The organism is Gordonia lacunae (assembly GCF_002149015.1).
In the GTDB taxonomy this organism is placed as follows: Bacteria; Actinomycetota; Actinomycetes; order Mycobacteriales; family Mycobacteriaceae; genus Gordonia; species Gordonia lacunae.
In genome coordinates this window covers 1-15,165 of the sequence record NZ_NGFO01000014.1, presented here as the reverse complement: position 1 = coordinate 15,165, position 15,165 = coordinate 1, and the positions used below count along the sequence as shown (strand labels likewise).

Sequence of the window (15,165 nt, the reverse complement as noted above, 5' to 3'; positions counted from 1 at the left end):
CGTACCGACCCGCCGACCACCGGTCAGAACCCGGCCGCCGAAAGGGGACAACAGATGACCACCGTGCTCGTCGTCGCCACGATCGTCTGCATCGTGGCCACCGCCGGTATCGCCGTCGCCGACGTCGCCCGGGCCGACTTCGTACTGGCCAACTCGGCCGAGGTCCATGTCCCGCCTCGGTTCCTGCCCCACCTCGCGACCCTGAAAGCGGCCGGCGCCGCCGGACTCGTCGCCGGTCTGGTCATCCAGCCGTGGATCGGCGTGGCCGCCGGTGTCGGGCTGACCCTGTTCTTCATCGGCGCGGTCGTCGCTCATGTGCGGGCCCGGGTCTTCTACAACATCGCCTTCCCCGGCGCCTTCCTGCTCCTCGCAGCGGCGGCGACGGTCTACCTGGTCCGATTGAGTTCGGCCGCATGACCCGACCGGTACCGAACGCCTCAGCCCATCAGCACCGACGACGACGGGTAGCTCTCGGCGAAACCGGTGGGCAGCGGTGCGATGAAGACGTTCTCGGTGCGGGTTCGGGTGATCCGCCAGCGACCGTCGTCCTTGCGGAAGGCGTTGTTCAGTCGACTCGAGCGCAGCAGCGCCGTCCCGTCGCCGAACAGCCACGGCTGCATGTGAATCCACTGGCCGTCCGCCGTGTCGCCGTCGACGTGGATCTGCTCGGAGGTCAGGTAGTGCGCGTTGAGCAGCAGTGCCGGGTCACGCTTCTCGCCCCAGAAGCGCTGGAAGTGCTCGCGGATCGCCTGCTTGCCCTCGGCGCGCCCGAACTGTCCGTCGTAGTACTCCCCGACCCCCTCCCACACCGCGTCGTCGGTGTAGAGGCCGAGGATGCGTTCGATGCGCTCCGCGTCGTCCGCGAGACCGGGCTCGGGACACGGGGTGTCACACAAGAACATGTATCGAGCCTGTAGCCGCCGGATGTCGGCTTCGGCTTCCAGTGTTTCGACGCGGGCCACCAGGGTGGCGATCCGGGCGTCGACGTCCGCTTCGGTCATCGCCCGAGCACCTCCACCACGGCGCGAGCCTGCTCGATCCAGGCCTCCAGTCGGGCACCGTTCACACCGGGCGGCAGCTGCGACAGCCGGAGCGTCATCGAGTAGCCGCCGCGAGCATCCCGGATCGGCAACACGAGGGAACCGACGTCGTAGGTCTGATCAGACCGTACGTCGCGAATACGGTAGTCGACAGGCGATTTTCCGATGGACTCACAGATCTCGCGTTCCTGCGACGGCGTCAGCCGTCCCCGCTCATACGATTTCGTCGCCGCCCGCATCTCCTCGTAGGCGGTCGAGCCTTCCTCGGGGAGGAACGACACCAGATAGCCGTGCTGCCGGACGAACTCGAGCCGTTCGCGATGCAGTTGTCGCACATCGTCGTCGGCGTTCCGTAGTTTCGCCAGCCACCGCTCGCGGGTCTCGTCGTCCTGGTCGAAGACATAGGTGTCCCCGATCGGCGGCACCATCGGGATGCGATACGCCAGGCCCTCCTCCCGATCGACGCCCGGCGCGGTGGCCGAGAGCACCACGGCCATCTCATCGCGGCTCACCGCCGTCAGGACGGACACCTCGCACCGAACAGACGTGGCCAGCGCCTCGACCTGCGGGCGCGCCGCATGCGCGGCGTGGATCGTCGGCAGGATCTCGTGGTCCATCCTCGCCATCAGCGACGTCGACACGAAGCTGCCGTAGCCGCCCTGGAAGAAGATGAGCGGTGACACGGGGTTGGTCACGGCCAGGTCCCGCACCTCGCAGAGCGCTATCCAGTGATCGCCTGCCTCCACGACGTTGCGGATGCGGGTGTCGATCCAGGCCACCGAGTCGGCCAGCACCGGGTCCCCGGACGGCGACGGGAACCACTCGATGCCCTCGAGCTTGTTCTCCCACCGCTGCGCGACCGTGAGCACGACGTCCTCCTGCTCACCCCCGAGGATGTTGATGCACAACGACTCACAGCCCCGCATCTTCTCGAAGGTGCGCGAGGTCTTCATCGGCATGAAGGAGACCAGCGGCGGGTCCATCGAGACCGAGCTGAAGGTCCCGACGACCATGGCCAGCACCGAACCGTCGTCTCCGCGTCCGGTCACCACCACCACGCCGGTGGGATAGTGCCCCATCACATTTCGGAAGATGCCTGGATCGATGGCACTGATTACGTTGTCGGGCATCGCTTCTCCTGAGATCGAATCGTCGCTGCGGTCTTGTGGTCAGACGGCCGGGACCTCGGCCGGCTCCTTGACGTAGCGCTTCTGCAGGGTCGCGCCGAGTCGCTCCGGCCGGAGGAAGGCGATGCAGAGTGCGCCGCCGACGAGCAGGACGATCCCGGTGATCGTGAAGGCCTGATGCACGCCGTCGGCCATGTTCCCGGCCATCTCCGCGCTGGGCTTCTCGCCCTTCGGGGGTGAGGAGTACCCGGCGTCGGTCATCAGCCATCCGACGAGGATCGGCGAGATGACCGCGCCGAACGACGCGACACCGCCGAGGGTCGCCATCAGGATGGGCCGCTGCCGGGCGCCGACCGCGTAACCGATCGCGGTCGCGGTCATCGGGAACGCGAGACTGCATCCGCCGGCGAGGCACAGCAGTGCCACCGCGGTGATCCCCGACGTCGCCTGGATCGTGATGAAGCACAGACCCGCCAACACCGCGGCGCAGCCGAACGGGACGGCGATCGCCAGATGGGCCGAGCTCCCGCGACGCATCATCCGGTGCCCGAGCGCACCCAGCCCGAGCAGCACGAGCGCTCCGACCACCCACGGCACGGTCGTCATCGCGCCGACCTCACCGAGCGAGAGCCCGACGACGGTACCGAGGTACTGGGGCAGCCAGGTCGTCAGGAAGCCCTGGACCCAGAAGTTCGACGCCCCGCCGATCACGGCGGACAGGAAGGCCACACTGAGCAGTGCCCGCCAGATCACGACCGGCTTCTGCTCGTCGACCGCGGAGGTCGCGACCTCCTTCGTATCGGTCGCCGCCTCGTCGGCGTCGACGGCCGGCTCGTCCGGCGACGCGGTCTTCTTCGGTCGATAGGGGCCGTCCGCGCCGATCGCCCACCAGGCGATCACCCACACCAGACCGATGATCCCGAGAACACCGAACGCCCAGCGCCAGCCCCACACGGCGATGACCCAGGCGAGCAATGGTGCCGCGAAGACCGGGCCCAGAGTGGACCCGGCGGCGATGAGGTTCGACGGCAGTGCGCGTCGCGTCGGTGAGAACCAGGTGTGTGCGGAGGTGAGCGACATGGCCGTGGCCGGGCCCTCCGCACCGCCGAGCACGATTCGGGTCACGAGGAGGATGGCGGCGCCGCCACCGAGCAGCATCGGGAACTGCAGGACCGCCCAGGTGACGCCCATCGCGAACAGGATCCACTTCACCGATATCTTCGATGCCAGGAACCCGGTGATGACCGAGACGATCGCGTAGAGGAAGAAGAACGCACTACCGATGAATCCGAATTCGGTTGGCGTCAGGCCGAGTTCGGGCATGGCATCGGCCGAGACCAGACCGAGGACCGCCTTGTCCGCGAAGGCGATGATCTGGAACAGGACGAGCATGCCGGTGACGATCCACGCGCGTCTCGACATGCGGCTGAGGTCGATTCGTCGCTCGGGGGCGGCCGGCGATGACGACGGAGTCGCCACCTCGGATTCTCTGATGGTCATTACGTTTCCTTGGGCTGGCGGGCTGAGATGACGCCTGGATTTCGAGGGCTGACATCGACGCTATGGCCCCACGCGCCTACGGCGATACGAGGGAAATCTTTACTGTCGCCGCGATGCGCGAGAGGGCAGACTGGTGCCAGCACAAGAAGGAGGAACGGTGAGCTCGGCCTACTGGAAACAGCCCATCAGTGAGCAGGCGACCGCGGTCCACGAGAAGGTGGTGTCGGCGGAGGTTCTCGCGCAACAGGTTCGTGCGGAGATCGTTCGTACCGACACCGACCTGCGCGCGTGGGTCGAGCTGTCCCCGACCGTCGTCGACGACGCCCGCCGCCAGGATGCGATGCCGGGTCGTCGACCCCTGCGAGGTGTCTCCCTCGGCGTCAAGGACCTCATCGACGCCGCCGGGCTGCCGACCCGTGCCGGCTCGCCGACCACGTCGCCGTCACCGGCTGCGTCGGATGCACCCTGTGTCAGCCGTTTTCGCGATCTGGGGGCGGTGATCCAGGGCAAGACGGTCACGACCGAGTTCGGCTACTTCTCGCCCGGACCGACACGTAACCCGCACCAGCCCGAGCACACGCCGGGCGGGTCGTCGAGCGGATCGGCGGCCGCCGTCGGTGCAGGCGTCATCCCGGTCGCGCTCGGTACGCAGACCGCGGGTTCGCTGACCCGTCCGGCCGCGTACTGCGGTGCCGCGGGCCTGGTCCTCGCGCACGGCTCGACAGACCTGTCCGGCGTCACCGGACTCAGCGAGTCGCTGGATTCGCTGGGCATCCTGACACGGGACATCGCCGACCTGCACTACGTCTACTCCGCCTTCTCGGGTCGCTCACCGATGGTGCCGGGACGTTCGACCGTCCGGACCGTGGTGGTGTGGGGCGGGAGCGATCTGCATCCGATCGATCCCGCGATGTCGGACTTGATCCACCGGTTGCCGGGGCTGCTCGACGCAGCGGGCGTCGAGACGCGGGCGCTCGAATACGACGACCATGTCCGCACCCTGGCCGACGACCACGTGACGGTCATGTCCCATGAGGCGGCCGGAACGCTGGACGATGTCATCCGGGAACACACCACCGCACTCAGTCCGGCTCTCCACGAACTCGTCGACGCGGGCCGCGCGGTCGGCGTCGCCGAGCACGCGGCTGCCCTCATCCGACGTGACCGGTCTCGCGATCTGCTCGCCGAGGCCCTCGGCGATCACACCGTGATCGTCGGTCCCGCCGCACCCGGCCCCGCCCCGCGTGGTCTCGCAGCCACCGGATCGCCGGTGCTGAGCCGTCCATGGCAACTCCTCGGATGTCCGGTAGTCGTCGTGCCCGGTGCCACCACCGACGCCGGGCTGCCCCTCGGCCTCCAGGTGATCGGGTTGCCCGGACGCGAGTCGGCGCTGTTCGAGGTCGCCGCAGTCCTCGAGACCGAGCTCCGGTCGCATCCGGTCGTTCCGGCCTGAGTCCGGTTGGAAGAGAGAAGATCTGCCATGACGATCAAACCCCGCCCCGAGACACATCACCGGATGTTCCTCACGTGCTACGAGGACACCTTCAACTACGGCTGGCACCATGTCGACCTGTTCGTGCACGACGAGTACGGCCGGGAGGTCAACTGGGTGCACTGGACCGTCGAAGCCGATGGCCCGGAGGCCGCCGACGAGTCGGTCCGGCGCGAGGAACCCTGGCTGAACCGGACCTCGGAGTGGCGGCACCAGGTCAGTGCCGTCGGCATGAACTACTGGACGGCAGATGCGGCGTGGGTGTGACCGCAGCAGACGTGACCGCGACGGTGTACGTCGTCGACGACGACCCGGAACTCTGCGAATCGGTCGACTGGCTGCTCGGCAGCATCGGGATCTCGCCGCGGATCTGTCACAGCGCCGACGACTTCCTCGCGCAGTACTCCGGGGACACCCCCGCGTGCATCGTGCTCGACGTCCGCATGCCGACGATGAGCGGTCCGCGGTTGCAGGAGAAGCTCAACGAGTTCGCGCCGCACGTCGCCATCATCTTCGTCTCCGCCCACGGCGACATCCGGATGTCGGTGTCCACGCTGCAGGCCGGCGCGATGGACTTCCTGGAGAAGCCCTACGACCCGCAGCGGCTCCTCGACGCGGTCCAGGCGGGCATGGAGAAGGCGGTCGAACGGTTCCGCACCCACGAGCAGAAGCGGTGGGTGGAATCGAAGGTCGCACTGCTCACCCCGCGGGAGCGGGAGATCCTCGCGCTGGTGGTCGAGGGACTGCCGAGCCAGAACATCGCCCGCCGGCTCGACATGAGCGTGAAGACGGTCGACGTGCATCGAGCGCGGATCAAGAGCAAGACCGATGCCGACAGCATCAGCACGCTCGTGCGCGACATCCTGCGGTTCGACGTCGAGGTGCCGACCCCTCCCTGATGGGGTCAGTAGTAGTCGAGCACGAGCTTCGCGCCGGTGGTCCGCGAGACGCACACCGCCATCACTTCGCCCGATTCACGCTCGGCTTTGGTCAGCACATTGTCACGGTGCTCGGGCTCACCGCTGAGGACCTGCATGATGCAGGTCCCGCAGATGCCCTCCTGACACGAGGTGTCGACGTCGCAACCGTTGTCCTCGAGGACCTCGACGATGCTCCGGTCGGCCGGCACGTGGTACGTCTCCCCGTCGAGCTCGACGTCGAACGCGGAATTCGCCGACGCGTCCGGCTGGTCGGTGGCGTGGAAGTTCTCGAAGTGGACCGCCTCCGCCGGGACGAAACGTTCGGCCAGTTCCCGGACCTTGGTCATGAAACCGTCCGGACCGCAGACGTAGACGTGCGCGTGCTGCGGCGCCGCGTGCAGCGCGGTGGTCAGGATCGGACCGTGCGCCTCGCGACCCACCCCCACGTGCGCGTGCAGCTTCTCCGGGCAGCGTTCGCGCAACAGCGGCAGGAACGCGGCGTCCTCCGCCGTGCGGGCGAAGTAGTGCAACTCGAAGCTGATGCCGTGCACATCCATGTACCGTGCCATGCTCAACATCGGGGTGATCCCGATGCCCGCGGCCACGAGGACGTGATGTGTTGCCGTCGAGTCGATCCCGAGAAGGTTGCGCGGCTCGCTGATCTGCAGGCGGTCCCCGACGCGCAACTCGTGCAGTGCGGCCGACCCCCCGCGGGACTGGTCCTCGCGCTTGACCGCCACGGCGAACGACTCCCGGCCGTCGGGACGACTGCAGAGTGAGTACTGCCGGGTGATGGCGGTCGGCCCGACGACGTCGATGTGCGCACCCGGCGTGTACTCCCCCATCGTCGAGCCATCGGGCTTCGACAGGTAGAAGGTCTTGATGCTCGGGGTCTCCTGGACGATCGCGGAGACGACGACGTCGGTGAGGGCCATGGTGTGCTCCTGGTGAGGTCGGATGGTGCGAAGGGTGCGGTCAGCGGACGAAGAGCCCGCCGTTGACGTCCCAGCACGCACCGGTGACGAAGAAGGCGTTCGCGGCGGTCAACAGGCCGACCATGTCCCCGATGAAGTCGGGGCTGCCCAGCTTGCCGACGGGGATTCCGGCGATCACGGCATCGAGTTTCTCCGGCGGCACGGTCGCCTTCACCACGGGCAGGTCGTGCGGTCCGGGCGCGATCGCGTTGACCGTGACCCCCTTGGCCGCAAGCTCTTTCGCGAAGATCTTGGTGACCGTCAGGATCGCACCCTTCGACGTGGCGTAGTGCGCGCCGGTGGCGGTGCCGCCGTTCTGACCGGCCAGCGAGGCCATGTTGACGATGCGGCCGTAACCCTCGTCGGCCATCGCGGCACCGAATACCTGACAGCCGAAGAAGATGCTGTTGACGTTGGTGTTCAGCACGCGGGTGAAATCCGGCTCGTCGATCGTCATCAGATCGGCCGCCTGGGTCAGTGCGGCGTTGTTGACGACGATCGTCGGGGTGCCCCACAGCGACTGCACGTGCGCCAGCGCATCGACGAAGTTCTGGCGGTGCGCGACGTCGAGAACCGATGCCCGAGCGGTCGACCCGTCGGGCGAGAGGTCCTCGGCGATCCGCTGGGCCGCGTCGAGTGCGATGTCGGTGAGCAGGACACGATGACCGTCCCGATGCAATCGACGGGCGATGAACGAACCCATCCCGCCGGCGGCGCCGGTGACGACCGCGATCCCCTTGGTCGAGTCCATGATCGAGTCCATGTCCACTTCCGCCCTCACACCAGGTATCCCGAGGCGCTGACCGCGTCCTCGCTGTCGATGAGGCGGGCCACCTTCAGGCTGATCCGGTCGCTCCCGTCGGGTCCGAGCTCGATGGTGTGGGTGAGCTCGGCGCCGATCGTCGAGAAGGTGTCGCGCTTGAACGCGTTGAGGATCTGCGCCGAGCGCAGGATGACGGTGTCGTCGCTCACGTCGGACACCGTGAAGCGCGAGATGACGCGCACCGTCCGGGCCGCGGCGACCGCCGACGGTGCGTACCCCTGCATCATCCGCTCGACGCGCAGCCGGCGCATCCGCTTGTCGTCGTACACCATGTTCAGCGACGAGTCGAAGTCGTCGGTGTCGGGATCGATCGGGATGACGTAGTGCGCGTCGTCGGTGTAGAGGGCCTCCCACGCCGGATAGTCCTTGGCGTCGAGGAGTTCGGCCTCCTTCCACACGAGCGCGATGGCGCGGAGGACGCGCGGGTCGTTGAAGGTGTGCAGGTCAGTCATCGCTCATCATCTTCTTCCACATGCCGTAGGACTCACGCATCCCGGTCTCGTCGGTGACATGCGAAGTGGGCCAGCCCTCTTCGGTGGTGTACTCGCGGTTCTCCCCGCGGTTCACCAGGATCGGCATGGTCGGGTTGCCCCCGGCGCCGATCTGCACCCGGTCCCATCCCTCCGCATCGTCCGGACTGCCGAACCCGAAAGGACCCTGGAAGTGCTCATGGATGCGCAGGCGTTCGCGGTTGATGCTCTCCGGCCCGCCCTCCATGCCGATCGCCATGTGCCACACCTCGGTGACGTCCACGCTGATCGGGATGAGGACGCGGAAGAACGACGACGACATCGCGATGTTGGGAAACATGTTGAGGTTGAACCCACAACCGTGCATCGAACGCATGTAGCGACGGATACGCTCGGGGCTCTCCCCCGCCTCGGCCAATTCATCGACCAGGTGCTGGAACCGCGGCTGGATCTCCTCGCTACCGTCGTCGATGTCGAGGTCGGCGTGTGCCGCCGCCATGATCGCGACACTGTGCCCGTTGCCGAGCGCATGTGTCTCGGCGGCCGGATCGTCCATGAACGACATCATGTTCGCGGTCTCGGCGTCGACGGAGGCCATCCACGACTTGTGCACCATCGGGAAGTGATAGCCGTCGGTGGTGTTCTCGAGCTGGATCTTCCAGTTGCCCTTGAAGCGGAACTTGTGGCTGCCGAGGACCTTGGTGGGAAATCCGTTGGACTGCTTGAGGAATCGCTCCATCCAGATCTTGGCGTCGCCCAGGTGGTCCTCGAGCGGCTCGATCTCGGTGTTGAACGTCGCGAAGATCATGCCGAGGTAGCTCTCGGTGCGCAGCTTCTGCAGCGGGAAGTCGTTCTTCTCGACGACGCCCTCGTACCCGTCCGGGTACGGGATGCCGCGGAGTCGACCGTCGAGGGTGTAGGACCAGTTGTGGTACGGGCAGGTGAAACCGTTGGCCTTGCCGCTGCGCTGGTCGCACACCGTCGCGCCGCGGTGCCGGCACCGGTTGAGCAGCGTGTTGAAGTTGCCCTTGCGATCCCGGGTCACGATGACCGGTTGATCACCGACCTGGGTGGTCTTGAACGAGCCCGCCTCGGGGACCTCGCTCTCGTGCGCGACCCACACCCAGGTGCGATAGAAGATCTTGCGCATCTCCTCGGCGAAGATCTCGGGATCGGTGTAGAGCTGACCGGCGACGCGGTCCTTGTCGGCGAGGTCCGCGAAGCCGCGGGTCGGCCGCTCGATGGTGGTCATCGATGTTCCTTCGTATGGTCGGGGGTCGGGTTCGGTTGCCGCGTCAGGAGGCGACGGTCATGAGGCGACGGTCATGAGGGAGCGGTCACGAAGGAACGTCGTCCCGGATGGTGAGAGCTCGGCCCATCCGCGCCTCGACCTTGAAGTACTTCCAGAGCGCGTACTCGCCGACCATGGTGGTGCGCAACAGGTTGCACGCTGCCTTCACGGTGGGTTGGTCGCGCACGTCGGCGAGGACGTAGAACGTCCAGGGCCAGCCATCCGACGGCCCGACCATGTGGGCGTCGTCGTCGAAGGTCCCGATGATGTCGACACCGTCGAGGTTCTTCAGACCCGTGAGGAACTCCATCGTCGCCTCCCACACCGGCCCGATATCAGCCTTGGGCAGGTCGAAGAAGTTCTGGTTGTTCCCCACGCAGAACAGTGTGCGCAACGGTTCGTCGGTCATGGGCGGTGCACTCCTCGCGGTCGAGAGGTCGGGTGGCGTGATGTCGGACTGATGTGTGGATGTCAGGGAAAGCTGGGGATTCCGGCCTCGAGACCGAGCAGCAGGGCACCGGCGGCCTCGTAGGTGTTGGTCTGCAACATGGCGTGCTGGGCGGGCACGAGGGCGTCCTGCAGATACCGCTGGAGTGGATGGGTCTCGTAGATGGCGCCGGTCCCGGCGAGATCGAAGACCTGCAGCACGACACTGCGCCCGACATGCGCGGCGTGGGTGGCGCTCAACCTCAGCAGTGCCTGGTCGTCGGTCGAGATGTGCTGTCCGGCCACGGCCTTGGCCCACACCCGGTCGGTGCTCTCGTAGAAGAACGCCCGTGCCGAACGCAATTCGGCCTCGGCGACCGCGAGGCCACTCTTGTAGGCCGGCCGGTTGCCCTTGCTGGCGCCGCCGGTGATCGAGGTCCGCGCGGCGCCGACCTCGATCGCGTAGTCGAGCGCGCCCCGGGCGGCGCCCAGCGTCACCACCGCGAGCACCTGGGCGGCGTACGCCAGCGCCGGGTAGCGGGTCAGCGGTTCGTCGATCTGGGGCAGGCCGCCACGCACGAAGGTCATCTCCTCCGGCACGAACACCCGATCGGCGCGGACGGCGTGCGAGCCCGTCGCCTTCATCCCGGCGACGTCCCAGTTCTCGACGATCTCCACGTCGGCCGGATCGACCAGTGCCGTCAGCGGCTTGCCGTCGGTCTCGGGTCCGCCGGCCAGGCCGATGCCGATGAGGTCGGCGCCGCGACACCCGCTCGCGAACTGCCAGACGCCGGTGCACAGGTAGCCGCCGTCGACCTTCTGGGCCTCCTGCATCGGGAAGAGTCCGCCCGCGTAGGCGATGTCCGGTCCATGCGCGTAGATCTTCCGCTGCGTCTCCGCCGGGAGTGCGGCGAAGTACACCAGCGACGACCCGAAGCTGGACACCCACCCGGTGGCGGGGTCGACGGCGGAGATCCGCTCGACCAGCGACATGAAGTCCGACGGAGCCATCGGCTCGCCCCCGAACACCGCGGGCGTCGAGGCCCGGTACATGCCGGCCCGTTTCAGCAACGCGATGTAGTCGGCGGGGACGTACCGCTGCGAGTTGAACTCGTCGCGACGATCCCGGAGCACGTCGAGCGCATGATCGAAGGCCGCGTCGCGTGCCGCCCCCACCGGTTCCGCACACACCCGTTCGGTCAGGCTCTCCGCGGTCATCATTGTCTCCGTTCGGAATCGACTCTCGATCTCGAGATCGACACTATGGACGCGGAGTCGGACGCGGTATCGGGATTTCCCGCGTCGCGGGTAAGCAATTCCTTACTTGCGCGTGGTCGACTGCATGGCATCGTGACGGGGGCGAAGGTCGGCTGGGGTAAATCCTGGCTGGGGTGGATGCCGAACACGGACGAAGGTGAGGTGATGGCGATGTTCCCCGCTCGTCGGGACTTCGAGCAGATGATCCGCCACACCGGCACCGGGATCCTGATCCACGAGGCGAGCTCGAAGAACATCCTGTGGGCGAACCCGGCCGCGTGCCGCATCTTCGGCTTCACCCTCGAGGAGCTGAAGCCCCTGAAGGCGCACCACATGAGCGCCCAGGAACGTCAGTACCGTCGGGAGGTCGGGGTGGCGTGGCTCCAGTCGGCGGTGGTCCACGGGTCGAGTCGCAAACAGTGGAAGTACCGCGCCAAGGACGGCACCGAATTCCTCACCGATGCGCGCGCCACCCTCGTGCACTGTGAGGACGGGCCGGTCGTGATGGTCGAGTTCCGCAACATCTCCGACGAGGTCGAGTTGCAGGAGGAACTCACGTGGGTGTCGGAGTCGTTGCAGCGCATCATGACCCACACGTCGGCCGGCATCGTCGTGCTCGACGACGACAACTGCATCGACGACATCTCACCGCTGGCCGCGAAGCTGTTCGGCCGGACCCCCGCCGAACTGTCGGGGGTCCATCTGGAAGACCTCGGACGGTGCGAGCCGCGACTCACCAGCGATCCCGTCGTCGAACGTCTGACGGACGGTGCGGGCTCGGTGGAGATCCAGCAGGAGATCATCAAGGACGACGGCAGCACCGTGTGGCTGGCGGGCGAACTCGAGATCGTCGCCCACGACGGCATCCGGTCGCGGGTACTGACCGTCCGCGACGTGACCGACCGGGTCGAATGGGAACGACGCAACGCCTACCAGGAGGCCAACCTCCAGTACCTGAGCCGCTATCACGCGATGGGCGACATGGCCATGATCCTGGCCCACGAGCTCGGTCAACCGCTCGCGGCGTCGACCAACTACCTCAGCGGTCTGAAAGCCCGTGTCTCGGCCGAGACCGTCGACGCCCGCAGCCTCGCGTACGGCATCGACCAGATCGAGAAGCAACTCCACCGCGCGGCCGACATCGTGGCGTCGGTCCGACGCTATGTGCGACGCATCGAGAGTACGACGACCCTCATGGACCTCAACGAGACCGTCGAGGAGAGCCTGTATTTCGTGCGACTGCGCGCGGCCGAGCAGGGCGTGCGCGTCTACGCCGAGATCCCCGACCGCGACCTGCCCATCCAGGGCGAGAACGTGCTCATCGGTCAGGTCATCATCAATCTCTGCGTGAACGCACTCGACGAGATCGTCCGTCCGACGACCGAGGTCAAAGAACTCTCGATCCAAACCGGCGAGGCCGACGGACTGGCCTCGGTGTGGATCCGGGACCAGGGCCGCGGCATGACCGGCGCGCCCACCGATCGGCTTGCGTCCGGCGCCTTCTCGGCCAAGCAGGACGGCTCGGGCATCGGGCTGATCATCTCCGAACACATCGTCGAGCGGCACGGCGGCACGATCCGGTACCTGCCGAACGAGCCGTCCGGCACCGCCGTCCAGGTGACACTCCCGCTGGCGACCGTGGTGTGAGGTCGATCAGGGGCCACCGTCGAGGATCGCGTCGACCAGTCTGATCTGGTCGACGCGCGACGTCGTCCGCGGGTCCAGCACCGCTGTCACCTGAAGGCCGAAGATGGTCGTCATCAGCAGCTCCACTCCCACGCCGATGTCGCGGGCCGGTAGTTCACCCGCCGCGACCGCCTCGTTCCACAACTGCGCCATCCGCACCTTCCACTCCGCGACCGCCGCGTTGTTCACCTCCGCCATCGCGGTGTCGGTCATCGCTCGCTGCCACAGCGACATGGCGATGCGGGCCTCGAGGGTGGCCTCGTCGGTCAGCGGCATCAGTTCGTGGCACAGGGTCCGCAGCGCCGACCTACCCGTGCGGCGCCGGGTCGCCGACGCGATCCGGGAGTTCGTCGCTTCGATGACGTACTCGTATGCGGTGCGCAGGATCTCGTCCTTGCCCGCGAAGTAGTGGCTGAGCGCTCCGTTGGTGTACCCGGCCTCCGTCGCGAGGTCCCGCATGCTGATCCCGTCGATGCCCCGCGCGGCGAGCAACCGCCACGCGGCGGCGACGATGGCAGACCGGCGCTCATCGTGGTCGACGAGACGTGGCATCACACCTCCATGAGCTCGATTCCGCCCAGGGTAAAGGTTTTACCGACCCTGCTTCCGCTTCCGACGCGCGCACCCCGGATGTAGCCTCCATCACAGCTCTTGGTTCTACGTTCGTTGAACCATACTCGACAGGAGAGCTCCACATGGTCGACACCACCCAGCCGGCGACGGTTCCCGCACGATCAGCCCTCCAGGGCTCGATCGGTGTGGCCGGCATCGTGTTCCTGGTCATCGCGGCGGCCGCGCCGCTCACCTCGATCGCGGGTTCCCTGCCCGTGATGATCGCGATCGGCAACGGCGCCGGAGCCCCGATGGCCTACGTCGTCGCCGCCGCCGTCCTGCTGGTCTTCAGCGTCGGCTACGCGGCGATGAGCACGTCGGTGACCGACACCGGCGCCTTCTACGCGTACGTCACCAAGGGCCTGGGCCGCAGCGCCGGCCTGGGCTCGGCCGGCCTGGCGCTGCTCGCCTACACGACCATCCAGGGGGCGATCTACGGCCTGGCGGCGTCCACCATGCGTGACGTCGTCAGGCGATTCGGTGGCCCCGACCTGCCATGGTGGCTGTGGGCGCTCGTCCTGATGGCCATGGTCGCAGTCCTCGGCTATCGCAGCATCGACCTCGGCGCGAAGGTGCTCGGTGTCCTCCTCGTCGCCGAGATCGCGCTGATCGTCGCGCTGACGGTCGCAGTGCTGGGGCAGGGTGGCGCACACGGCATCGACGTGGTCTCCTTCACGCCGTCGGCGTTCCTGTCGGGCTCACCCGGGATCGCGCTGATGTTCGCGATCGGATCGTTCGTCGGTTTCGAGGCGACGGCCATCTACGGCGAAGAGGCCCGCACTCCGAGACGAACCGTCCCGGTCGCGACCTACGTCGCCGTGGGCACCATCGGAATCCTCTACGCCGTGGCGAGTTGGGCGGTGGTGCTGGCCTTCGGTTCCGACCAGGTGCAGGCCGCCGCGCAGGCCGACCCGGCGACCCTGACCTTCGTCGCCACCAGCACCTTCCTCGGCGATGTGGCCGCCGACGTCATGATGGTGATGCTGGTGACCAGCCTTTTCGCCGCGTTGCTCGCCTTCCACAACGCCATCGCGCGGTACACCTTCGCACTGTCGAGGACGGGCTGGGCGCCGCGCCGGCTGATGCGGGTCCACGCTCGCCACGGTTCGCCCCACGTCGGGTCCGTGGTGCAGACGGTGACCGCGCTCGTGCTGGTCGGCGCATTCGCGGTCGCCGGCGCCGATCCCGTGCTGCAGTTGTTCACCTGGATGGCCGGTGTCGCGATCGTCAGCATCCTCGTGCTGATGGTGCTCACCAGCCTCGCGATCATCGTCTGGTTCCGGCGTGAGGGCACCGACACCCGGATGTGGCACACCAGGATCGCGCCGATCCTGGGCACCGTCGGACTGCTCGGCATCACCCTGCTCGTGATCGCGAACTTCACCACACTCATCAGCGGATCGCGGGTGCTGGCCACCGTGTTCCTCGTCATCATCGCCGCCGTCTTCCTTGCGGGCGCATGCCTCGGCCGCTGGTGTCGGCCCGCGCCCCGGGACGACACCAGCGGCCGAGGCATGCGCCCGCAAGGAAGACGGCGGCGATGATGA

16 protein-coding genes are annotated in these 15,165 nt (G+C 67.3%); 6 read left to right on the top strand and 10 right to left on the bottom strand.

Going from position 1 to position 15,165, the window contains the following annotated elements:
* Positions 1–54 precede the first annotated feature (54 nt).
* A complete protein-coding gene (locus CA982_RS13305) occupies positions 55–417 on the top strand; it encodes a DoxX family protein (RefSeq protein WP_086535796.1) in 363 nt (120 codons plus the stop codon).
* A 20-nt stretch (positions 418–437) separates the two neighbouring features.
* Here CA982_RS13305 and CA982_RS13300 read toward each other — a convergent pair whose 3' ends face one another.
* The 3 genes from CA982_RS13300 to CA982_RS13290 are packed head-to-tail and all read right to left on the bottom strand — an operon-like array spanning position 438 to position 3,667.
* Entirely contained in the window at positions 438–1,001 is a 564-nt protein-coding gene (locus CA982_RS13300; RefSeq protein ID WP_086535795.1) for a nuclear transport factor 2 family protein, read from the bottom strand.
* Entirely contained in the window at positions 998–2,170 is a 1,173-nt protein-coding gene (locus CA982_RS13295; protein ID WP_086535794.1) for a flavin reductase family protein, read from the bottom strand. Before CA982_RS13295 ends, CA982_RS13300 begins: the two co-directional genes overlap by 4 nt.
* A 39-nt stretch (positions 2,171–2,209) precedes the next feature.
* Positions 2,210–3,667: an MFS transporter gene (locus tag CA982_RS13290; RefSeq protein ID WP_086535793.1), complete on the bottom strand. Its 1,458-nt coding sequence runs from the start codon at positions 3,665–3,667 to the stop codon at positions 2,210–2,212.
* A gap of 157 nt (positions 3,668–3,824) precedes the next feature.
* Between CA982_RS13290 and CA982_RS13285 the strand changes: the two genes are divergently transcribed.
* The 3 genes from CA982_RS13285 to CA982_RS13275 are packed head-to-tail and all read left to right on the top strand — an operon-like array spanning position 3,825 to position 6,058.
* Positions 3,825–5,120: an amidase gene (locus CA982_RS13285; RefSeq protein WP_086535792.1), complete on the top strand. Its 1,296-nt coding sequence runs from the start codon at positions 3,825–3,827 to the stop codon at positions 5,118–5,120.
* Positions 5,121–5,147: 27 nt separating this feature from the next.
* Positions 5,148–5,426, top strand: a complete 279-nt coding sequence (locus CA982_RS13280; protein ID WP_086535791.1) for a hypothetical protein — start codon at positions 5,148–5,150, stop codon at positions 5,424–5,426.
* Positions 5,427–5,437: 11 nt separating this feature from the next.
* Positions 5,438–6,058 carry a response regulator transcription factor gene (locus CA982_RS13275; protein WP_086535898.1) on the top strand — a complete coding sequence of 207 codons (621 nt, stop codon included), beginning with the start codon at positions 5,438–5,440 and terminating at the stop codon, positions 6,056–6,058.
* A 5-nt stretch (positions 6,059–6,063) separates the two neighbouring features.
* Here CA982_RS13275 and CA982_RS13270 read toward each other — a convergent pair whose 3' ends face one another.
* The 6 genes from CA982_RS13270 to CA982_RS13245 form a co-directional block, all read right to left on the bottom strand.
* The gene (locus CA982_RS13270; protein ID WP_086535790.1) at positions 6,064–7,014 is read right to left on the bottom strand and encodes a PDR/VanB family oxidoreductase; all 951 of its coding nucleotides are present in this window, start codon (positions 7,012–7,014) and stop codon (positions 6,064–6,066) included.
* 40 nt (positions 7,015–7,054) lie between these two features.
* Positions 7,055–7,804: an SDR family NAD(P)-dependent oxidoreductase gene (locus CA982_RS13265; protein WP_208617942.1), complete on the bottom strand. Its 750-nt coding sequence runs from the start codon at positions 7,802–7,804 to the stop codon at positions 7,055–7,057.
* A 26-nt stretch (positions 7,805–7,830) separates the two neighbouring features.
* Positions 7,831–8,328, bottom strand: coding sequence for an aromatic-ring-hydroxylating dioxygenase subunit beta (locus CA982_RS13260; RefSeq protein WP_086535788.1), 498 nt, complete (start codon positions 8,326–8,328; stop codon positions 7,831–7,833).
* Positions 8,321–9,598, bottom strand: coding sequence for an aromatic ring-hydroxylating oxygenase subunit alpha (locus tag CA982_RS13255; protein WP_086535787.1), 1,278 nt, complete (start codon positions 9,596–9,598; stop codon positions 8,321–8,323). Before CA982_RS13255 ends, CA982_RS13260 begins: the two co-directional genes overlap by 8 nt.
* A gap of 85 nt (positions 9,599–9,683) precedes the next feature.
* On the bottom strand, positions 9,684–10,046 hold the full coding sequence (locus tag CA982_RS13250) for a hypothetical protein (protein ID WP_086535786.1): 363 nt from the start codon (positions 10,044–10,046) through the stop codon (positions 9,684–9,686).
* A gap of 62 nt (positions 10,047–10,108) precedes the next feature.
* Positions 10,109–11,284: an acyl-CoA dehydrogenase family protein gene (locus CA982_RS13245; RefSeq protein ID WP_086535785.1), complete on the bottom strand. Its 1,176-nt coding sequence runs from the start codon at positions 11,282–11,284 to the stop codon at positions 10,109–10,111.
* Positions 11,285–11,491: 207 nt separating this feature from the next.
* On the opposite strand from CA982_RS13245, the gene CA982_RS13240 reads away from it, so the two are divergent.
* Entirely contained in the window at positions 11,492–12,967 is a 1,476-nt protein-coding gene (locus CA982_RS13240) for a PAS domain S-box protein (RefSeq protein WP_086535897.1), read from the top strand.
* A gap of 6 nt (positions 12,968–12,973) precedes the next feature.
* On the opposite strand, the gene CA982_RS13235 is transcribed toward CA982_RS13240, so the two are convergent.
* The gene (locus CA982_RS13235; protein ID WP_086535784.1) at positions 12,974–13,558 is read right to left on the bottom strand and encodes a TetR/AcrR family transcriptional regulator; all 585 of its coding nucleotides are present in this window, start codon (positions 13,556–13,558) and stop codon (positions 12,974–12,976) included.
* Positions 13,559–13,701: 143 nt separating this feature from the next.
* Here CA982_RS13235 and CA982_RS13230 point away from each other — a divergent pair, with 143 nt between their 5' ends.
* Entirely contained in the window at positions 13,702–15,162 is a 1,461-nt protein-coding gene (locus CA982_RS13230; protein WP_086535783.1) for an APC family permease, read from the top strand.
* The last annotated feature ends 3 nt before the right edge of the window (positions 15,163–15,165 follow it).